Below are 20,465 nucleotides of genomic sequence, written 5' to 3' on the forward strand. Positions count from 1 at the left end.
AACATATTCCGCTTCTGCGGCGATATGAGCCGCATCAAGAGCGGTCTGGCCCCGTTGACCCTCCCGGAACACAGGGATACACAAGGCCAAGGTCAACATGCCACTTGACGGCGCAACCTTTCAGGGGTGCGTAGCAAAAGGAGCCACTCGTGGAAGAGATGTTGCGGGAATACCTCCCCATTCTGGTGTTTTTGGCTGTCGCAATAGGTCTCGGAGCAATCCTGATCCTCGCGGCGGCTGTTCTGGCGGTCCGTAATCCGGACCCGGAAAAGGTGTCTGCCTACGAATGCGGGTTCAACGCATTCGACGATGCGCGGATGAAGTTCGACGTGCGTTTCTACCTCGTCTCGATTCTCTTCATCATTTTCGATCTCGAGATCGCTTTCCTCTTCCCCTGGGCCGTGTCGTTCAAGGATGTGAGCATGGTCGGTTTCTGGTCGATGATGGTATTCCTTGGCGTGCTGACCATCGGCTTTGCCTATGAATGGAAGAAAGGGGCGCTGGAATGGCAGTAGATAACAATCAGGACGCCCTCGTTACGCGGACACAGGGGCAGGGCGATCAGACCCCGCGCGTGAAATCCGGCCCGTCCAACATGGCGGATGTCCAGCACCAGCCGCCTGTTTTCGAAGGCGAGACCGCTGTTCAGAGCCTAAACAAGGATCTTCAGGACAAGGGCTTTATCCTGACCTCGACCGAGGATCTGATCAACTGGGCGCGGACCGGTTCGCTGCACTGGATGACCTTCGGTCTCGCGTGCTGTGCGGTCGAAATGATGCACACCTCGATGCCGCGCTACGACGCCGAACGCTTTGGCATCGCGCCGCGCGCCTCTCCGCGCCAGTCTGACGTGATGATCGTGGCGGGCACGTTGACCAACAAGATGGCACCGGCCCTGCGCAAGGTTTACGACCAGATGCCCGAGCCGCGCTATGTGATCTCGATGGGCTCCTGCGCCAACGGCGGTGGCTATTATCACTATTCCTACTCCGTCGTGCGCGGCTGCGACCGGATCGTGCCCGTCGACATCTATGTGCCGGGCTGCCCGCCGACCGCCGAAGCTCTGCTTTACGGGCTGATGCAGCTGCAACGGAAAATTCGCCGCACGGGGACAATCGTACGATGAGCGATGCACTCAAGGAACTGGGCGAACATATCGAATTGAAGCGCCCGGATTGTGTTCTGTCTTGGGACGTGACCCATGGCGAGCTGAACGTCGATGTGACCCCGGCCAACATCAAGGGCTTTGTCGAGTTCCTGAAAACGGACGCGACTTGCCGTTTCAGTTCGCTGGTGGACATCACCGGTGTCGACTATCCGGAACGCCCCAAGCGGTTCGACGTCGTCTATCACTTCCTTTCGATGTATCAGAACCACCGTATCCGCCTGCGTGTTTCGATCCGCGAAGAAGATCTCGTGCCCTCGATCACCGAGGTTCACCCCTCTGCGGATTGGTTCGAGCGCGAAGTTTATGATATGTTCGGCATCATCTTCTCGGGTCATCCGGATTTGCGCCGCATCCTGACCGACTACGGGTTCCGGGGGCATCCGCTGCGCAAGGATTTCCCGACTACGGGATATACCGAAGTTCGTTATGACGAGACCCAGAAGCGGGTCGTATACGAACCTGTCTCACTGGTGCAGGAATATCGCCAGTTCGATTTCATGAGCCCATGGGAGGGTGCCGAATACATCCTGCCCGGCGATGAGAAAACGGAGGCCAAGTGATGGACGGCTCCAAAGGTTTCGAAGACGCCCTGACAGGCGAACAGAAGATCCGCAATTTCAACATCAACTTCGGCCCGCAACACCCTGCGGCGCACGGGGTTCTCCGGCTTGTTCTCGAGCTTGACGGCGAAATCGTCGAACGCTGCGACCCGCATATCGGCCTGCTGCACCGTGGTACCGAAAAGCTGATGGAATCACGGACCTATCTGCAAAACCTGCCTTACTTCGACCGGCTCGATTACGTTGCGCCGATGAACCAGGAACATGCCTGGTGTCTGGCCATCGAAAAGCTGACCGGAGTTCAGGTGCCGCGCCGCGCCTCGCTGATCCGCGTGCTCTTTTCAGAGATCGGACGCATTCTGAACCACCTGCTGAACGTGACGACGCAGGCGATGGACGTGGGGGCGCTGACGCCGCCGCTCTGGGGGTTTGAGGAACGCGAAGACCTGATGATCTTCTACGAACGGGCATGTGGCGCGCGTCTGCACGCGGCGTATTTCCGTCCCGGCGGGGTCCATCAGGACCTTCCCGATGATCTGATCGACGATATCGAGGCCTGGTCGCACAGGTTTCCAAAACGGCTTGACGATATTGACGGGTTGCTCAGCGAAAACCGCATATTCAAACAGCGTAACGTCGACATCGGCATCGTTACCGAGGAAGAAATCCAGCAATACGGCTTCTCCGGCGTTATGGTGCGCGGCTCGGGCCTCGCTTGGGACCTGCGGCGTTCGCAGCCCTACGAATGCTATGATGAATTCGACTTCAAAATCCCGGTTGGCAAGAACGGCGACTGCTATGATCGGTATCTCGTCCGCATGGAAGAGATGCGCCAGTCGATAAAGATCATCCAGCAGGCCATCGCAAAGCTGCGCGAAGAGCCGGGCGATGTTCTGGCACGGGGCAAGATCACGCCCCCGTCGCGGACCGATATGAAGACCTCGATGGAATCTCTGATTCATCACTTTAAGCTTTATACCGAGGGCTTCCACGTCCCTGCCGGCGAAGTCTACTGCGCGGTCGAAGCCCCCAAAGGCGAATTCGGCGTCTACCTTGTTGCCGATGGCACCAACAAGCCGTACCGCGCCAAGCTGCGTGCACCCGGGTTCCTGCATCTGCAGGCGATGGATCACGTGGCCGGCGGGCATCAGCTTGCAGATGTCGCGGCGATCATCGGCACGATGGACATCGTGTTCGGCGAGGTCGACCGCTAATCGATGATGGGGCAACTCACATATATCGCGCTGGCCATTACGGTCATCATTACAGGCTATTACGCGGTCCTCTTTATCCGCGATCCTGAAACGGCCATGGTACGTGCAACGCACCGGCCAGAGCTGTTGCCGAATGTAATGACCGGTCGATATATCGTCATGTTCCTATTCGCTTTTGGCGTCCTGCTATTGGACAACGCCAAGTTCTCGACATTTTTCTTTGCCGTCTGCGCCTTTATGGGCCTCTACGATGGCTGGATCTATCGCAGCCGCAATTTGCCGCACTTCAAACACACGATAACCGGGCTGCTGGCCCTTGGTGCCCTTGGCATCTCGATCCTTGCACTGGTTACATCAGGAACCGCTCTCTAATGCTTCGTCGTCTTCATCCTGACCAACCCGACTCTTTCTCCTTCACGCCGGCCAACCAGAAATGGGCCGAAGCGCAGATGACCAAATATCCCGAAGGCCGTCAGGCTTCGGCGATCATCCCGCTGCTGTGGCGCGCGCAGGAACAAGAGGGTTGGCTGACCCGCCCCGCGATCGAGCACGTGGCTGAAATGCTGGGCCTTGCCTATATCCGCGCGCTTGAAGTGGCGTCTTTCTATTTCATGTTCCAGCTTCAACCGGTTGGTTCTATTGCCAATATCCAGATCTGCGGCACCACGTCCTGCATGATCTGCGGTGCCGAAGACCTGATGGCCGTCTGCAAGGAAAAGATCGCGCCCAAGCCGCATATGCTGTCGGATGACGGCAAGTTCAGCTGGGAAGAGGTCGAGTGCCTCGGGTCCTGTGCCAACGCGCCCATGGCCCAGATCGGCAAGGACTATTACGAAGACCTGACCGCCGAACGTCTTGGCGAGATCATCGACGAACTGGCGGCTGGCAAGGTGCCGGTTCCGGGCCCACAGAACGGCCGCTATGCCTCCGAACCTCTTTCGGGGCTGGTCACGCTGACCGAATATGACAGCGGTCGGACCCAGTATAATGCGTCGGTGCAACTTGCCGTGGACATCGGCGACACGGTCAAGCGGATCGACGGTACCGAGGTACCGCTCCTGACACCATGGCGCGACAATCCAAAGGATGGCGGCGCTGCTGCCGAAAACGAGGAACTTGTCGCGCGGAATGAACCACGTCCGGCAGAAGGTGAGCCCGCAGATGCAACCGGCGTGACCGAGCAGGAAGCGCAGGCGGTCGAGAAGGGAAAGCCGAAATCGGCCGAACCTGACGCAAAAGAGACGGATGTAACAGAAGACTCTGCAACCCAATCGAAATCGGCCAAGGCGAAACCCGCCGCTACGCCGGTTGCCGATGACGCGGATCGTCCGGCTTCTCTCGATTCCGCACGTGACGGTCAGCCTGACAATCTCAAAATGATCAAGGGCGTCGGCCCGAAACTCGAAGACCTGCTGCATTCCATGGGCTTTTACCATTTCGACCAGATCGCTAATTGGACGGACAAGGAAATCGCCTGGGTCGATCAGAACTTGCAGGGTTTCAAAGGCCGCGTGACCCGCGATGACTGGGTTGCACAGGCCAAGGAATTGCAGGGTGGGGGCGAGACCGAATTCTCGCGCCGCGCCAAAGAAGACGGCACCTACCAAGACTGAGAAAACTGCGTAAGGGCACAATTCAAGAATGAGCACGGAAACCAGATCGACGACAAAAACGGGTCAGCGCCTTGCGTTGCTGATAGCCGGGATTGGCTTGCTCTGGATCTGCGCCAATTTCGCCGGGTCCATCCTGGGCTGGTCCAACCGGACCCAAGCCCTGTTCGACCTCATGGCGCTGGCCGGTTTCGGTTTTGCGCTCTGGCAGACGTACAATCTCTGGCGCACACGCCGGAATGATAAAGGCTAATGAGATGCTGAAAGACCAGGACCGGATCTTTACCAACCTCTACGGGATGCATGATCGCACGCTCAAAGGCGCGCAGGCGCGGGGCCACTGGGATGGCACCGCGGGCATCCTTGAAAAGGGTCGCGACTGGATCATCCAGCAGATGAAGGACAGCGGCTTGCGCGGACGCGGCGGCGCGGGCTTTCCGACTGGGTTGAAGTGGTCATTCATGCCCAAGGAAAGCGACGGTCGCCCGGCTTATCTCGTGATCAACGCGGATGAATCGGAACCGGCGACCTGCAAGGACCGTGAAATTATGCGCCACGATCCGCATACGCTGATCGAAGGGGCGCTGGTTGCCTCTTTCGCGATGGGCGCGCATGCCTCCTACATCTACATCCGCGGTGAATACATCCGCGAGCGCGAGGCGCTACAGGCGGCCATCGACGAAGCCTATGACGCGGGCCTGATCGGCAAGAACGCCTGCAAGTCCGGCTGGGATTTCGACCTGTATCTGGCGCATGGGGCCGGGGCCTATATCTGTGGCGAGGAAACCGCGCTGCTCGAAAGCCTCGAAGGCAAAAAAGGAATGCCGCGGATGAAGCCGCCGTTCCCGGCGGGTGCGGGGCTTTACGGCTGCCCGACCACGGTTAACAACGTGGAATCCATTGCTGTTGTGCCCACGATCCTGCGGCGTGGCCCGGAATGGTTCAGCTCTTTTGGCCGTCCTAACAACGTGGGCACCAAGCTCTTCGCGCTGACCGGTCACGTGAACAATCCATGTGTATTCGAAGAAGCTATGTCGCTGCCCGTGCGCGAGCTGATCGAAAAACACGGCGGCGGTATTCGCGGCGGCTGGGATAACCTAAAGGCGATCATCCCCGGTGGTGCGTCCTGCCCGGTTCTTCCCAAGGAAGCGCTGGAAGACGCGATCATGGATTTCGACTGGATGCGCGAAAACAAGTCGTCCTTTGGCACCGGCTGCATGATCGTCATGGATCAGAACACCGACGTGATCAAAGCCGTCTGGCGTCTTTCCAAGTTCTTCAAACATGAAAGCTGCGGTCAGTGTACGCCTTGCCGCGAAGGCACCGGCTGGATGATGCGCGTGATGGATCGTCTGGTAACCGGCGATGCCGAGGTCGAGGAAATCGACATGCTGCTCGACGTGACCAAGCAGGTCGAGGGTCATACGATCTGTGCGCTCGGCGATGCGGCAGCCTGGCCGATCCAGGGCTTGATCCGTCATTTCCGCAACGAGATCGAAGATCGCATCAAACACAAACGCACCGGGCGCGTCAGCGCGGTCGCGGCAGAGTAAGGGCAGGGCATGCGCAGGCAGTTTTTCATTTCGGTCGGGCTGGTTCTCTTGGCGGGTTGCGGTGGCAGCGCCAATCTGAACGACCCGCGCACGGCCGAACTGATGGCCCTGTCTGCGCCGGAGCATTATGCCGTGCGGACCATCGCGCGGGAAATGGTCGGACGCTGCCCCGCGTATTCCTATGATGAGGTTCTGGCTGCTGCGATCACCAACGAACGCGTGAAAAACGGCCAACTGGTTGCGCAGCAGGTCCGGGAAGCGGCTGAGCTGGAAACCGATGTTAAACGCCGGTCGCTGGCCGCGAAATATGGCACCAGCTACAGCAGGCTGAACACCTGTACGGTGCTCGATGATGAAACGGCACGGCGGACCCCTGTCAGCGTTCTCGTGTACAAGCGGGGCTAAGATGGTGTTCGGGGCTCAAAGCGCTGACCGGATCATCCGCAGAACGAAGGTTCTGGGGAGATGAGGAAATTCCGCTTTGAAGAAGATGGCGATATTGCCGGGGATATCCTCGACAAATATGGCTATGCTGGCGATCTGGCACAGATCTATGCCTCGAACGAGGGCGCGACCGTCCACAAGTGGCATCATTATATTCCGCTCTACGACCGGTATTTCTCAAAATTTCGCGGCACGGCGGTCCGGTTTCTCGAAATCGGCGTCAATCACGGCGGCTCGCTGCAGCTTTGGCGGAAATACTTTGGAAAAGAAGCGAAGATCTTCGGCATCGACATCAACCCGGATTGCGCGCGCTACGACGGACAGTCGGGGCAGGTGCGGATCGGCTCGCAGGCCGATCCCGAGTTTCTGTCCGAGGTGGTCGATGAAATGGGCGGCGTCGACTTGATTCTCGACGACGGCAGCCACCGGATGAAACATATCGAGGCCTCGCTCATGGCCCTCTATCCCCGGCTCTCACCCGGCGGTGCTTATGTGATCGAAGATCTTCACACCGCCTATTTTCCCAAGTACGGCGGCGGGTACCGGGCAAAAACCAGTTTTTTCAACTTGCTACGGCGCATGGTGGATGACATGCACCACTGGTATCATCGCAAGGGCCTGCGGTTCCCGGCCATGGAGGGTGCTTTCGCGGGCTTTCACATTCATGACTCGATGGTCGTCATCGAAAAGGAAAAGGTGCACCGACCGGTGCATTCGCGGGTGAAGTAGATGCAGGCAATCGAAACGACCGGAGCGCAACAGCGCGGTGCAAGGCGGAAGATTATGAAAACACTGCCTCAAATCGTCAGGCAGACCGGCCGTGGTCTTGCTGTAGCGGCCTTTGCCGTGACCCTGTCCGCATGTGCCCAGGACGATGAAACCCGGCTGGCGTTCCAGGGGGTCTACTTCAAGACCAAGGCGAGCAAAGTCGACGATAACCGTCAGCGTTTCACCGTTTCCGTCAAGAACATGTCTCTCGCCCCGCAAGGCGCGATCGAGGCTGGCGAATTCGAGGCGACCCGCTATTGCATCACGAACTACGGCACCTCGCGGATCATTTGGTCCGCCGGGCCGCACAGACCCTTGCAGCAATTGCCGGTCGTGAACGATACGCTGACACTGGCCGGAGAATGCAATCCGTGAGCGGGTATTTGCATATCACCGGGGCCAAGGGCGGTTGTTATTGCCTAACGGAACGATTCTCGTCCGAGGTTTGCCTTTCACACGAAAGGAAAACCCGATGAGAATTGCCAATACCGTTATCTCCGCCGCGCTCGCCTGCACCGTTGCGCTGCCGGTTTCGGCCACTGCGCGACCGGCGCTGCGCGATGTGCCCGAGATCGAGAATACGCTGTTTGCCGTTGCGATTGCCGATGCGATCCGCGACCGCTGCGACGACATCAGCCCGCGTGTGCTGCGCGCGCTGAACACGCTGCGCAAGATCAAGGCCCAGGCTAATGATCTGGGCTACAGCGACGAAGAAATCAGGGCCTATGTCGAATCCGATACCGAAAAGGCCCGGATGCGCGCAAAAGGCGAGAAATTCCTCGCTCAGAACGGCGTATCCTATGACAAACCTGAAACCTTCTGCACCTTTGGGCGTGCGGAAATTGCCAAATCCAGCGCGATTGGTGTGCTACTGAGGGCGAAATAGACCATGTCTGACCTCCGCAAGATCAACATTGACGGAACCGAAATCGAAGTCGACGGGGCAATGACCCTGATCCAGGCCTGTGAGCAGGTCGGGGTCGAGATTCCGCGTTTCTGCTACCACGAACGGCTGTCGATCGCCGGTAACTGCCGCATGTGTCTGGTCGAGGTCGTGGGCGGTCCGCCGAAACCCGCCGCTTCCTGCGCGATGCAGGTCCGCGATCTGCGCCCCGGTCCCGAAGGGCAGGCGCCGCAGGTCAAGACGAACTCGCCAATGGTCAAGAAGGCCCGCGAAGGGGTGATGGAGTTTCTCCTGATCAACCACCCGCTCGATTGCCCGATCTGCGACCAGGGCGGCGAATGCGATCTTCAGGATCAGGCGATGGCCTATGGCGTTGACTTCTCGCGTTTCCGCGAAGCCAAGCGGGCCTCGACGGATCTGGATCTTGGTCCGCTGGTCGAAACCCACATGACGCGCTGCATCTCTTGTACGCGCTGCGTTCGTTTCACCACCGAGGTCGCAGGCATTCACCAGATGGGCCAGACCGGTCGCGGCGAAGATGCCGAGATTACGTCCTATCTGGGCGAGACGCTGAATTCGAATATGCAGGGCAATATCATTGATCTTTGCCCGGTCGGAGCGCTGGTGTCGAAACCCTACGCGTTCACCGCCCGTCCGTGGGAACTCAGCAAGACCGAAAGCATCGACGTGATGGACGCGCTTGGTTCGAACATCCGCGTGGATACCAAGGGCCGCGAAGTCATGCGGATCCTGCCGCGCAACCATGACGGCGTGAACGAGGAATGGATTTCCGACAAGACGCGCTTTGTCTGGGACGGGTTGCGGCGCCAGCGTCTCGACACGCCCTATATCCGCGAAAACGGCAAGCTGCGCAAAGCGGGCTGGGGCGAGGCGCTGACCGCCGCTGCCGCCGCTATGAAGGGCAAGAAAGTCGCCGGAATCGTTGGCGATCTGGTCTCTGTCGAACCTGCCTTTGCGCTCAAACAGCTGATCGAAGGCATGGGCGGTGTTGTCGAATGCCGTACCGACGGGGCGAAACTGCCCGCCGGAAACCGGGGGGCATATGTCGGTACCGCCGCTGTCGAAGACATCGACATGGCGGAAAGCATCCTGCTGATCGGCACCAATCCGGCGGTCGAAGCGCCCGTGCTCAACGCCCGTATCCGTAAGGCATGGAGCCGTGGTGCAAATGTGGCTCTGGTTGGCGATGCGGCGGACCTGACCTTTGACTACACCCATATGGGCAACGACCGCGCCGCGCTGCAGGAAGTTGTCGACATGGGCGGCTCGGACGAGATCCGCGAAAAATCTTCGATGGTCATCGTCGGGCAGGGCGCTTTGCAAGAAGCAGACGGTGCGGCCGTTCTCGCCGCGGCGCAAAGCATCGCCGAGGCAACCAATAGCGGTCTTCTCATCCTGCACACGGCAGCCAGCCGGGTCGGGGCGATGGATATCGGTGCCACCTGCGACGGCGGCATGGCCGAGGTGTCCGAGGCCGAGGTCATCTATAACCTTGGCGCGGATGAGGTCGACATCGCCGAAGGCGCTTTTGTCATCTACCAAGGCAGCCACGGCGACCGCGGCGCGCATCGCGCCGACATCATCCTGCCGGGAGCGGCCTATACCGAGGAAACCGGTCTTTTCGTGAATACCGAAGGTCGCCCGCAGCTTGCGCAGCGCGCCGGTTTCGCACCGGGTGAAGCCAAGGAAAACTGGGCGATCCTCCGGGCGCTTTCAGGCGAGATCGGCGATGTGCTGCCATTCGACAGCATCGCACAGCTCCGTCAGGAACTTGTCAAAGCCGTACCGCATCTCGCGAAGGTGGACGAAATACCTGAAAACGCGGTTGAGAAGCTCGAGGCCGGTGAACTGGGCAAGGCGAGCTTCCGTCCTGCCATCACCGATTTCTACCTGACAAACCCGATCGCACGGGCAAGCGCGTTGATGGCGGAACTTTCCGCAGGCGTCAAAGCACGCGCTCAGCAGATCGCGGCTGAATGATTCGCACCGCGATCATATCGGCGCTGGTCCTGACCGGCTGCGATGCGGGTGCGACCTCGGGCGGATCGGGTTACCGGCCCGTCTATGGTGGGGTCGACACGCGGCTTCTGGATGGTGATCTGGTGCAGTTTGGCGTCGTGATGAAAGGCGCCCGGAACGACAATGATGTGGCGGGGTATGCGGAATGCGCCGCCGCGCAATATGCGCTGATCCGTGGATACGGATTTGCGCGTCATTTGCGCACAAAAGTACAGGAAAAGGGTGGCGTGTGGGCGGCGGATGCTGTTTACACCATCTCGCCATCGCTGCCGCGCGGACTGGAAACCATCGACGCCGAAGTCGTGGTCGAAAACTGCGCGGAAAACGGGATACCGACGGTGTGAGGACTTATGGCTGAATTCTTTACGACAACGGGCACGGGAATCGCGCTGCTGATACTGGGCCAGATCCTACTGATCGTCGTCCCGCTCTTGGTGGCGCTGGCATTTCTGATGTATGCCGACCGCAAAATCTGGGCCGCCGTCCAGATGCGCCGTGGCCCCAACGTGGTCGGATTCTACGGCCTGCTGCAAAGCTTTGCGGATTTCGGTAAATACATCCTCAAGGAAATCGTGGTGCCCGCTGGTGCTGACCGCGCGGTGTTCTTCCTTGCGCCGATGATCAGCCTTGTCATGGCGCTCGTCGCCTGGGCGGTGATCCCGTTCAACGATGGCTGGGTGCTCTCGGACATCAACGTGGCAATCCTTTTCGTCTTCGCCATCTCCTCGCTCGAAGTATATGGCGTCATCATGGGCGGCTGGGCGTCGAACTCCAAATACCCGTTCCTCGGCTCACTCCGGTCGGCCGCGCAGATGATCTCTTACGAGGTCTCGCTGGGCCTGATCATCATCGGCGTGATCATCTCGACCGGTTCGATGAACTTTAGCGGCATCGTCAACGCGCAGGACGGCAACCTCGGTCTGCTCAACTGGTACTGGCTGCCGCATTTCCCGATGATGATCCTCTTCTTCATCTCGGCGCTGGCCGAAACCAATCGCCCGCCGTTCGACCTTCCCGAAGCGGAATCGGAACTCGTTGCCGGGTATCAGGTGGAATACTCCTCGACCCCCTTCCTTCTCTTCATGATCGGGGAACTGGTTGCCGTCGTGCTGATGTGCGCGCTGATCTCGCTCCTGTTCCTTGGCGGCTGGCTGTCGCCGATCCCCGGCCTTCCTGACGGCATTTTCTGGATGATCGCCAAGATCGGACTGGTGTTCTTCTTCTTCTCGATGATCAAGGCGATCACGCCGCGCTATCGCTATGACCAGCTGATGCGTCTGGGCTGGAAGGTCTTCCTCCCGTTCAGCCTCGTCTGGGTGGTCTTCGTGGCCTTCGCCGCAAAATTCGACTGGTTCTGGGGCGCCTTCGCGCGCTGGAGCACTGGGAGCTGATATGACCCAAATCGACTATACCCGCGCCGCCAAGTATTTCTTGCTCAGCGACTTCGTCAAAGGTCTCTGGATCGGCATGAAATACTTCGTGGCCCCTAAATCGACGATTAACTACCCGCATGAAAAGGGGCCGCTGTCGCCCCGTTTCCGCGGCGAACACGCGCTGCGCCGCTATCCCAACGGGGAAGAACGCTGCATCGCCTGCAAACTCTGCGAAGCGATCTGTCCGGCTCAGGCCATCACCATCGATGCCGAACCACGCGTAGATGGCTCGCGCCGGACAACGCGCTACGACATCGACATGACAAAATGCATCTACTGCGGTTTCTGTCAGGAAGCCTGCCCGGTGGATGCCATCGTCGAAGGTCCGAATTTCGAATTCGCGACCGAGACCCGCGAAGAGCTGTTCTACGACAAGGCCAAGCTGCTTGAGAACGGCGAACGCTGGGAAGCTGAAATTGCCCGCAACCTGGAACTGGATGCGCCCTACCGATGAGCGACCCCCGCAACCCCTTTGAAGCGATGATGACGCAGGCGCAGGAAATGGCGCGGGCGCTCAATCCCGCGCTTGAAACCTTCTCGCCCAAGGGGTTCGAGGCGCTGTGGCCGACCATGCCCAAGGAAGCGATGGAATTCTGGTTCGGCAACACGGTGAACAAGGACGGGCTGGATGCCAAGACGCGGCTGTTGCTGACGCTGGCCGGGCTCACCATGCAGGGCGCGCAGGCTGACACAGCCGTGCGCCAGACCGTGCGTCACCTGATCGAAGCCGGGGCACGCAAGCAGGAAATCGTCGAGACGATCGGTCAGATGTCGGTTTTTGCGGGCATACCCGCGATGACCCGCGCGCTCGATCTTGCGCAAGAGACTATGGGCGAAAACGAGGAACCCGAAACATGAGCGTATTTGCCTTTTACCTGTTTTCGATAAGCGCCATCCTTGGCGGCTTTTTCACTGTCACCGCGCGACAGCCGGTGCATTCGGTGCTCTGGCTGATCCTTGCGTTTCTGTCTTCGGCGGGGCTCTTCGTGCTGCTGGGCGCGGAATTCGTCGCGATGCTGCTGGTGATCGTCTATGTGGGCGCGGTCGCCGTGCTCTTCCTCTTCGTTGTCATGATGCTTGATGTGGATTTCGCCGAGCTCAAGGCGGAGATGGCGAAATACATGCCGCTGGCCCTGCTGATTGGCCTCATCATCCTAATGCAGTTCGTCATGGCCTTTGGTGCGTGGGAATCCAATGCCGCCGCCGAAACGATGCGCACGCAGGTGATGCCCGTCGACAAACACAATACGCAGGCGCTTGGCCTCATCCTTTATGATCAGTACTTCCTGCTGTTCCAGCTTGCAGGTCTCATCCTGCTGGTCGCGATGATTGGGGCAATCGTTCTGACCCTGCGCCATCGTCAGGACGTCAAGCGCCAGAACGTACTGGCCCAGATGTACCGCGATCCGGCCAAGGCGATGGAGCTTCGCGACGTCAAGCCGGGGCAGGGGCTGTGATCCAGATCGTCCACGATCACCTGGCTTCGGTCGGGGTCGCGGGCTTTGCCGGGCTCTGGGCCGCCAAGGCGGCGCTCAGCTACTCGGCCTTCCGGGTCTGGAAACGCCGCCGGGCGCGGCTCTCCGGCGCGGTCGCGCCCGACAAGGGCAGGCACATCGGGGTGCCGCCGCTGACCTAGCGGCAGACATCCCGGCCCCGGGACGGGCCGAAACATCCCGACATCGTCGGGGGCGAAACAAGACAAGGGCCGGAAAGGCCGACACGGAAAAGAAACCGAGGGACGACATGATCGGACTTGAACATTATCTCACCGTCGCGGCGACGCTGTTCGTCATCGGCATCTTCGGGCTGTTCCTGAACCGCAAGAACGTCATTATCCTGTTGATGAGCATCGAACTGATCCTGCTTTCGGTGAACATCAACTTTGTGGCCTTCTCCTCTTTCCTCGGGGATCTTGTCGGGCAGGTCTTCACGCTCTTCGTGCTGACCGTCGCCGCCGCCGAGGCCGCGATCGGCCTTGCCATCCTCGTCTGTTTCTTCAGAAACCGCGGCACCATCGCCGTCGAAGACGTCAACGTGATGAAGGGCTAACGTCACATGGAAACCATCATCCTCTTCGCCCCGCTTGTTGGCGCGCTGATCTGCGGCTTTGGCTGGAAGTTCATCGGCGAAACCGCCGCGCAATGGGTTGCCACGGGGCTGCTCTTCCTGGCGGCGCTACTCTCTTGGATCGTATTCTTCACCTTCGACGGCGTGACCGAGCACATCACCGTGCTGCGTTTTATCGAATCCGGCACGCTGGCGACGGAATGGGCCATCCGGCTCGACCGCCTTACCGCCATCATGCTGATCGTGATCACCACGGTTTCCAGCCTCGTGCACCTCTACAGCTTTGGCTACATGGATCACGACCCCCAGTGGAAAGAGGGAGAGGTCTACAAGCCGCGTTTCTTTGCCTACCTGTCGTTCTTCACCTTCGCGATGCTGGCGCTGGTCACCTCCAACAACCTCGTCCAGATGTTCTTTGGATGGGAAGGCGTGGGCGTGGCCTCCTATCTGCTGATCGGTTTCTACTATCGCAAGCCCTCGGCCAACGCGGCCGCGATCAAGGCTTTCGTGGTCAACCGTGTCGGTGACTTTGGCTTTTCGCTGGGTATCTTTGCGCTGTTCTTCCTGACCGACAGCATCGATTTCGACGTCATCTTCGGCGAAGCCTCGACGCTCGCGGAAACGCAGGTCTCCTTCCTGTGGACCGAATGGAACGCGGCGAACCTCGTGGCCTTCCTGCTGTTCATCGGCGCGATGGGTAAATCCGCGCAGCTCCTGCTGCACACGTGGCTCCCCGACGCGATGGAAGGCCCGACCCCGGTGTCGGCCCTGATCCACGCCGCTACGATGGTGACCGCAGGCGTGTTCCTCGTCTGCCGAATGTCGCCGATCATGGAATTCGCGCCCGAAGCGACCGCCTTCATCACCGTGCTTGGCGCGACAACGGCATTCTTTGCCGCAACGGTTGGCCTCGTGCAGACCGACATCAAGCGCGTCATCGCCTATTCGACCTGTTCACAGCTTGGCTACATGTTCGTTGCCGCCGGTGTCGGCATGTATTCGGCGGCCATGTTCCACCTGCTGACCCACGCCTTCTTTAAGGCGCTCCTGTTCCTCGGGGCAGGCTCGGTCATCCACGCGATGCACCACGAGCAGGACATGACCAACTATGGCGGTCTGCGCAAAAAGATCCCCTATACTTTCTGGGCGATGATGATCGGCACGCTGGCGATCACCGGTGTCGGCATCCCGCTGACCCATATCGGCTTTGCCGGTTTCCTTTCCAAGGACGCGATCATCGAAAGCGCCTGGGGCGGCGGGTCGTCCTATGGCTTCTGGCTGCTGGTCGTTGCTGCCTGTTTCACGTCCTTCTATTCGTGGCGCCTTATTTTCCTGACCTTCTACGGCACCCCGCGTGGCGACAAGCATACGCATGATCACGCGCATGAAAGCCCGATGGTCATGCTGATACCGCTGGGTGTCCTGTCGCTTGGCGCGATCTTCTCGGGGATGCTGTGGTATTCCAACTTCTTCGGCCATGCCGACCAGATCGGTAAGTTCTACGGCATTCCGATGGCCGCCGAGGCCGCGGCCCATGGCGATGACCATGCGGTGACCGATGAAGCGGGTCACAGCGAAGAAGCGACCGAAGAGGCCCAAGGCGAAGAAGCCGCCCACGCGGATGCCGCGACCGAGGATCACGGCGAGGCGGGCGAACATCATGCTCAGTTTGGCGGCGAACCCGGTGACGGTGCGCTGTACTTCGGTCCGGACAACCACGTTCTGGACAACGCCCATGCCGCGAACATCTGGGTCAAGCTCTCGCCCTTTATCGCGATGGTTCTTGGTTTTGCGGTTGCCTACCTGTTCTACATCGTGAACCCGGAACTGCCCCGTCGTCTGGCCGAAAACCAGCGTCCGCTGTACCTGTTCCTCAAGAACAAGTGGTACTTCGACGAAATCTATGACGCGGTTTTCGTGCGCCCTGTCGTGGGGCTCGGCAAGGTCTTCTGGAAACGCGGTGATGGCAGCATCATCGACGGCTTCCTGAATGGCGTCGCGCTCAATGTCGTACCGTTCTTCACCCGGCTCGCGGGCCGCGCACAGACCGGCTATATCTTTACTTATGCCTTCTGGATGGTGCTCGGCATAGCCGCGCTTGTCACCTGGATGTCGATCGGAGGAGGCAACTGATGGACAATCTTCTTTCCATTGTCACCTTCATCCCCGCGCTCGCGGCCCTGATCCTTGCGATCTTCCTGCGCGGAGAAGACGACGCGGCGCATCGCAATGCCAAGTGGGTGGCACTGTTTGCAACCACGATCACCTTCCTGATCTCGCTCGGCATCTATTTTGAATTCGACCCCGCCGATCCCGGCTTCCAGTTCGTCGAGCAAAGCGACTGGCTGCTTGGCCTGCAATACAAGATGGGCGTCGACGGGATCTCGGTCCTTTTCGTGATGCTGACCACCTTTGTCATGCCGCTCACCATTCTGGCGAGCTGGGATGTAAAGACCCGCGTCAAGGAATACATGATCGCCTTCCTGCTCTTGGAAACGCTGATGCTCGGCGTTTTCATGGCGCTGGATCTGGTGCTGTTCTACCTGTTCTTCGAAGCCGGTCTGATCCCGATGTTCCTCATCATCGGTATCTGGGGCGGGGCGAACCGCATCTACGCGAGCTTCAAGTTCTTCCTTTACACCTTCCTCGGCTCGGTGCTGATGCTGGTCGCGATGGTGGCAATGTTCGCCGACGCGGGCACCACGGATATCGAAGTTCTGCTGACCCACGAATTTGCCAGCGAAACCTTCAGCCTGATGGGCTTCCAGATCGTCGGCGGTCTGCAGACGCTTCTGTTCCTCGCCTTCTTCGCTTCTTTCGCGGTGAAGATGCCGATGTGGCCTGTTCACACCTGGCTTCCGGATGCGCACGTTCAGGCACCGACCGCGGGCTCCGTGGTTCTGGCGGCGATCCTCCTCAAGATGGGGGGCTATGGCTTCCTGCGCTTCTCGCTGCCGATGTTCCCGGTCGGGTCAGAAATCCTTGCCCCGCTGGTGCTCTGGATGTCGGCCATTGCGATTGTCTACACCTCGCTCGTCGCGCTGGTGCAGGAGGATATGAAAAAGCTGATTGCCTATTCCTCGGTCGCGCACATGGGTTTCGTGACCATGGGCATCTTTGCGGCCAACCAGCAGGGCGTTGACGGCGCGATCTTCCAGATGCTCTCGCACGGGTTCATCTCGGCCGCGCTCTTCCTCTGCGTCGGGGTGATCTATGACCGGATGCACACCCGCGACATCGACGCCTATGGCGGTCTGGTGAACCGGATGCCTGCCTACGCGCTGGTCTTCATGCTGTTCACCATGGCGAACGTCGGCCTTCCGGGCACCTCGGGCTTCATCGGTGAATTCCTGACGCTGATGGGCACGTTCCAGGTCAACACCTGGGTGGCGGCTGTGGCAACGACCGGTGTGATCTTCTCGGCGGCCTATGCGCTCTGGCTCTATCGTCGGGTGGTCTTTGGCGATCTCATCAAGGAAAGCCTCAAGACGATCTCGGACATGAACGCACGCGAACGGTTCATCTTTGCGCCGCTGATCGTGATGACGCTGCTTCTGGGCGTCTACCCGTCGCTTATCACCGATATCATCAGCCCGAGTACAGCGGCGCTGGTCGATAGCTATGACAACGCGGTTGCCGCGGCTCAGGCCGCGACGCAGACCGCATCGAACTGAGGGGGCCGGGTAGATGATCCAGGCTGATCTGAACACCATCCTGCCGGAAATCATTCTGGCTGTCTTTGCCATGCTCGGGCTGGTTGCCGCTGTCTATACCTCCAAGGACAAGCTCGCCCCCGCGCTTGTCTGGGTGACCGGCATCCTTATGGTCCTGCTGGCGATTTGGATCGGTGCTGCCGGCGGCGTCGACAAGATTGCCTTTAACGGCATGTTCATCGATGACGGTTTTTCGCGTTTCGCCAAGATCGCGATCCTGCTTTCCGCCGCCTGCGTTCTGGTGATGAGCCAGGAATACATGAAGCGTCGCGGCCTGCTGCGGTTCGAATATCCGCTTCTCGTCGCACTTTCCGTTGTGGGCATGATGGTGATGGTGTCCGCCGGAGACCTGATGTCGCTCTACATGGGGCTCGAGTTGCAATCGCTCGCGCTCTACGTTGTCGCCTCGCTGCGCCGCGACAGCGCCAAGTCGACCGAGGCGGGTCTCAAGTATTTCGTGCTGGGTGCGCTGTCGTCCGGTCTGCTGCTTTACGGTGCGTCGCTGACCTATGGCTACGCAGGTACCACGCTGTTCTCGGGCATCATCCAGACGGCGATCCATGGCGAGGTTTCGGTTGGTCTCCTCTTCGGCCTGATCTTCCTGATTTCCGGTCTGGCCTTCAAGGTTTCGGCCGTGCCCTTCCACATGTGGACGCCCGACGTTTACGAAGGCGCGCCGACCCCGGTCACCGCGTTTTTTGCGACAGCGCCAAAGGTAGCGGCGCTGGGTCTTTTCGCCCGGCTTCTGCATGACGCTTTCGGTGCCGCCGTCAGCGACTGGCAACAGGTGATCGCGCTGCTCTCCGTCGCCTCGATGTTCCTCGGCAGCGTTGCCGCCATCGGTCAGCGCGACATCAAGCGCCTTATGGCCTATTCCTCGATCACCCACATGGGATTTGCCCTGATGGGCCTTGCGGCGGGCACTGTGTTCGGTGTGCAGGCAATGCTGATCTACGTGGCGATCTACATCACCATGAATGTTGGCACATTTGCCTTCATTCTCTCGATGGAACGCGACGGGCAGCCGGTCACGGATATCAATGCGCTGAACCTGTATTCCAAGCGTGAACCGGGCCGGGCGCTGGCGATGCTGGTGCTCCTTTTCTCGCTGGCTGGTGTGCCGCCGATGCTCGGCTTTTTCGGCAAGTTCTACGTTCTGCGGGCCGCTTATGAAGGCGGGCTGGCATGGCTCGCCGTGGCCGGTGTGGTCGCCTCCGTGATCGGTGCTTTCTACTATCTGCGCATCGTCTACTACATGTACTTCGGCGAAGAAGGGTCCGAGCTGGAAACCAACCGCTCGCCCGTGCTCTGGGTCTTCCTCATGGCTTCGGCTGTCATAATGCTGCTGGGCGTGGTCAACATGTTCGGCGTCGAAGGCGCGGCCGCGGCAGCGGCAGCAACGCTTGTCAACTGATCCACACCGGGGGCCTGTCTGTAACGGAGGCCCCCGATGACCGACTGGCCGGACGGCTATGGCCGTCGAATCTTCGAAACCGTCGATTCCACGCTTAGCGAAGCGGCCCGGATCGCACCGGGCCTGACCGGGCCGGAGTGGATCCTTGGCTTGCACCAGACCGCCGCCCGGGGACGGCGAGGACGGCCCTGGACCCATCCCAAAGGCAACTTTGCCGCGACGCTGGTCATCCGACCAACCGGCGGGCCGGAACAGGCTGCCCTGCGCAGTTTCGTGACCTCCCTCGCGCTTTTCGATGCCTGCGTCACTGTCACTGGCCGCGCCGAGGGCTTTTCGCTGAAATGGCCCAATGATGTTCTGCTGAACGGCGGCAAACTCGCCGGTATCCTTCTGGAAAGCACCGGCGCACCGGGGCAGGGCAACTACCTCGCCATAGGGATCGGGGTGAACCTTGCCGATGCGCCCCGCCCGGAAGGTTTGGAACCCGGCGCCGTGCGGCCCGTGTCGCTGCTCTCGGAAACCGGGGCGGCGGTCTCACCCGAAGACTTCCTTACCTATCTGGCCGTCGCCTATGACCGCTATGAAACCCAGTTCACCACCTACGGGTTCGAACCGATCCGGCAGGCGTGGCTTGCCCGCGCGGCCCGCATTGGTGAGCGGATCACGGCACGGCTGAGCAATTCGGAAACCACTGGCATCTTTGAAACGGTAGACGGGCGGGGCAATCTTGTCTTACAGACGGACAATGGCCGCGTCAGCCTGCCTGCGGCCGAGATCTTTTTCTGAACAGGAGCCTCTGGCCCATGTTGTTGGCGATTGACTGTGGCAACACGAATACCGTTTTTTCCATCTGGGACGGCGAGAAATTTCTCTGTACCCTGCGGACCTCGACGCACCATGCGCGTACGGCAGATGCCTATTTCACGTGGTTCTCGACGCTGATCAAGCACTACGGAATCGAGCCGGACATTACCGATGTTATTATCTCTTCGACCGTGCCGCGCGTCGTGTTCAACCTGCGCGTCTTTGCCGACCGTTTCTTCAACTGTCGCCCGCTGGTCGTCGGCAAGCCGGAATGCCTGCTGCCCCATGCGCCTCGCGTCGATGAAGGCACGCAGGTCGGACCCGACCGGCTTGTGAACACTGCCGGCGCGTTTGACCGGCACGGGGGCGATTTGATCGTTGTCGATTTCGGCACCGCCACGACCTTTGATGTGGTCGCGAGCGACGGCGCCTATGTCGGCGGCGTCATTGCCCCGGGCGTCAACCTCAGCCTCGAAGCGCTCCACATGGCCGCCGCTGCCCTGCCGCATGTCGATATCGCCAAGCCACAGGCCGTGGTCGGTACGAATACGGTTGCATGTATGCAGTCGGGCGTGTTTTGGGGGTATGTCGGTCTTGTCCGCGAGATTTGCAGTAGAATCCGCGCTGAACGAGACACGGACATGAAAATTATAGCGACAGGTGGTCTTGCGCCCCTGTTCCAGCAAAGCGAAGTGCTGTTCGATTTCTTCGAAGAAGACCTGACAATGCACGGCCTGACCGTGATCCACGCCTATAACAAGGATAAAACCTGA

General features: G+C 59.8%; 25 protein-coding genes. All 25 read left to right on the forward strand.

The annotated features are described in order from the left end of the window. Positions 1–149: 149 nt before the first annotated feature. The 25 genes from ACU0FH_RS14405 (at position 150) to ACU0FH_RS14525 (ending at position 20,465) form a co-directional block, all read left to right on the forward strand. Positions 150–515, forward strand: coding sequence for an NADH-quinone oxidoreductase subunit A (locus ACU0FH_RS14405; protein WP_238369127.1), 366 nt, complete (start codon positions 150–152; stop codon positions 513–515). Between the two features lie 80 nt (positions 516–595). Next, complete coding sequence (locus tag ACU0FH_RS14410; RefSeq protein ID WP_088635266.1) at positions 596–1,126, forward strand: NuoB/complex I 20 kDa subunit family protein; 531 nt, start codon at positions 596–598, stop codon at positions 1,124–1,126. Next, entirely contained in the window at positions 1,123–1,728 is a 606-nt protein-coding gene (locus tag ACU0FH_RS14415) for an NADH-quinone oxidoreductase subunit C (protein ID WP_238369126.1), read from the forward strand. The genes ACU0FH_RS14410 and ACU0FH_RS14415 overlap by 4 nt, the downstream gene beginning before the upstream one ends. Further along, on the forward strand, positions 1,728–2,942 hold the full coding sequence (locus ACU0FH_RS14420; RefSeq protein ID WP_238369125.1) for an NADH-quinone oxidoreductase subunit D: 1,215 nt from the start codon (positions 1,728–1,730) through the stop codon (positions 2,940–2,942). Before ACU0FH_RS14415 ends, ACU0FH_RS14420 begins: the two co-directional genes overlap by 1 nt. Positions 2,943–2,945: 3 nt before the next feature. Further along, the gene (locus ACU0FH_RS14425) at positions 2,946–3,314 is read left to right on the forward strand and encodes a hypothetical protein (RefSeq protein ID WP_446195342.1); all 369 of its coding nucleotides are present in this window, start codon (positions 2,946–2,948) and stop codon (positions 3,312–3,314) included. Beyond that, positions 3,314–4,555, forward strand: a complete 1,242-nt coding sequence (locus tag ACU0FH_RS14430) for an NADH-quinone oxidoreductase subunit E (protein ID WP_446195343.1) — start codon at positions 3,314–3,316, stop codon at positions 4,553–4,555. The genes ACU0FH_RS14425 and ACU0FH_RS14430 overlap by 1 nt, the downstream gene beginning before the upstream one ends. Before the next feature lie 28 nt (positions 4,556–4,583). Beyond that, a complete protein-coding gene (locus ACU0FH_RS14435; protein ID WP_446195344.1) occupies positions 4,584–4,805 on the forward strand; it encodes a DUF5337 domain-containing protein in 222 nt (73 codons plus the stop codon). Between the two features lie 4 nt (positions 4,806–4,809). Next, positions 4,810–6,105: an NADH-quinone oxidoreductase subunit NuoF gene (gene nuoF / locus ACU0FH_RS14440; protein WP_446195345.1), complete on the forward strand. Its 1,296-nt coding sequence runs from the start codon at positions 4,810–4,812 to the stop codon at positions 6,103–6,105. 9 nt (positions 6,106–6,114) lie between these two features. Further along, positions 6,115–6,510, forward strand: a complete 396-nt coding sequence (locus tag ACU0FH_RS14445) for a hypothetical protein (protein WP_238369120.1) — start codon at positions 6,115–6,117, stop codon at positions 6,508–6,510. A gap of 60 nt (positions 6,511–6,570) precedes the next feature. Then, positions 6,571–7,278 carry a class I SAM-dependent methyltransferase gene (locus tag ACU0FH_RS14450; RefSeq protein ID WP_446195346.1) on the forward strand — a complete coding sequence of 236 codons (708 nt, stop codon included), beginning with the start codon at positions 6,571–6,573 and terminating at the stop codon, positions 7,276–7,278. A gap of 54 nt (positions 7,279–7,332) precedes the next feature. Then, the gene (locus ACU0FH_RS14455; RefSeq protein WP_446195348.1) at positions 7,333–7,692 is read left to right on the forward strand and encodes a hypothetical protein; all 360 of its coding nucleotides are present in this window, start codon (positions 7,333–7,335) and stop codon (positions 7,690–7,692) included. Between the two features lie 97 nt (positions 7,693–7,789). Beyond that, a complete protein-coding gene (locus tag ACU0FH_RS14460; RefSeq protein WP_446195349.1) occupies positions 7,790–8,203 on the forward strand; it encodes a DUF5333 domain-containing protein in 414 nt (137 codons plus the stop codon). Between the two features lie 3 nt (positions 8,204–8,206). Beyond that, on the forward strand, positions 8,207–10,222 hold the full coding sequence (gene nuoG / locus ACU0FH_RS14465; protein ID WP_446195350.1) for an NADH-quinone oxidoreductase subunit NuoG: 2,016 nt from the start codon (positions 8,207–8,209) through the stop codon (positions 10,220–10,222). After that, positions 10,219–10,605 (forward strand): hypothetical protein, encoded by a 387-nt coding sequence (locus tag ACU0FH_RS14470; protein WP_446195351.1) that lies wholly within the window; start codon positions 10,219–10,221, stop codon positions 10,603–10,605. Before nuoG ends, ACU0FH_RS14470 begins: the two co-directional genes overlap by 4 nt. Before the next feature lie 6 nt (positions 10,606–10,611). Further along, entirely contained in the window at positions 10,612–11,652 is a 1,041-nt protein-coding gene (gene nuoH, locus ACU0FH_RS14475) for an NADH-quinone oxidoreductase subunit NuoH (RefSeq protein WP_446195352.1), read from the forward strand. 1 nt (position 11,653) lies between these two features. Beyond that, complete coding sequence (nuoI, locus tag ACU0FH_RS14480) at positions 11,654–12,148, forward strand: NADH-quinone oxidoreductase subunit NuoI (protein ID WP_446195353.1); 495 nt, start codon at positions 11,654–11,656, stop codon at positions 12,146–12,148. Next, complete coding sequence (locus tag ACU0FH_RS14485; RefSeq protein WP_088635180.1) at positions 12,145–12,552, forward strand: carboxymuconolactone decarboxylase family protein; 408 nt, start codon at positions 12,145–12,147, stop codon at positions 12,550–12,552. Before nuoI ends, ACU0FH_RS14485 begins: the two co-directional genes overlap by 4 nt. Beyond that, complete coding sequence (locus tag ACU0FH_RS14490) at positions 12,549–13,151, forward strand: NADH-quinone oxidoreductase subunit J (protein WP_446195354.1); 603 nt, start codon at positions 12,549–12,551, stop codon at positions 13,149–13,151. The genes ACU0FH_RS14485 and ACU0FH_RS14490 overlap by 4 nt, the downstream gene beginning before the upstream one ends. After that, positions 13,148–13,330, forward strand: a complete 183-nt coding sequence (locus ACU0FH_RS14495) for a hypothetical protein (RefSeq protein ID WP_446195355.1) — start codon at positions 13,148–13,150, stop codon at positions 13,328–13,330. Before ACU0FH_RS14490 ends, ACU0FH_RS14495 begins: the two co-directional genes overlap by 4 nt. Positions 13,331–13,437: 107 nt before the next feature. Beyond that, positions 13,438–13,743 carry an NADH-quinone oxidoreductase subunit NuoK gene (gene nuoK, locus ACU0FH_RS14500; protein ID WP_088635177.1) on the forward strand — a complete coding sequence of 102 codons (306 nt, stop codon included), beginning with the start codon at positions 13,438–13,440 and terminating at the stop codon, positions 13,741–13,743. Positions 13,744–13,749: 6 nt separating this feature from the next. After that, a complete protein-coding gene (gene nuoL / locus ACU0FH_RS14505; protein ID WP_446195357.1) occupies positions 13,750–15,894 on the forward strand; it encodes an NADH-quinone oxidoreductase subunit L in 2,145 nt (714 codons plus the stop codon). Beyond that, positions 15,894–17,435 (forward strand): NADH-quinone oxidoreductase subunit M, encoded by a 1,542-nt coding sequence (locus tag ACU0FH_RS14510; protein WP_446195359.1) that lies wholly within the window; start codon positions 15,894–15,896, stop codon positions 17,433–17,435. Before nuoL ends, ACU0FH_RS14510 begins: the two co-directional genes overlap by 1 nt. Before the next feature lie 13 nt (positions 17,436–17,448). Further along, a complete protein-coding gene (gene nuoN / locus ACU0FH_RS14515; RefSeq protein WP_238369110.1) occupies positions 17,449–18,888 on the forward strand; it encodes an NADH-quinone oxidoreductase subunit NuoN in 1,440 nt (479 codons plus the stop codon). 36 nt (positions 18,889–18,924) lie between these two features. Next, positions 18,925–19,674, forward strand: a complete 750-nt coding sequence (locus tag ACU0FH_RS14520) for a biotin--[acetyl-CoA-carboxylase] ligase (protein WP_446195361.1) — start codon at positions 18,925–18,927, stop codon at positions 19,672–19,674. Between the two features lie 17 nt (positions 19,675–19,691). Then, the gene (locus ACU0FH_RS14525; RefSeq protein WP_446195363.1) at positions 19,692–20,465 is read left to right on the forward strand and encodes a type III pantothenate kinase; all 774 of its coding nucleotides are present in this window, start codon (positions 19,692–19,694) and stop codon (positions 20,463–20,465) included.

This window comes from Heliomarina sp., assembly GCF_052826185.1.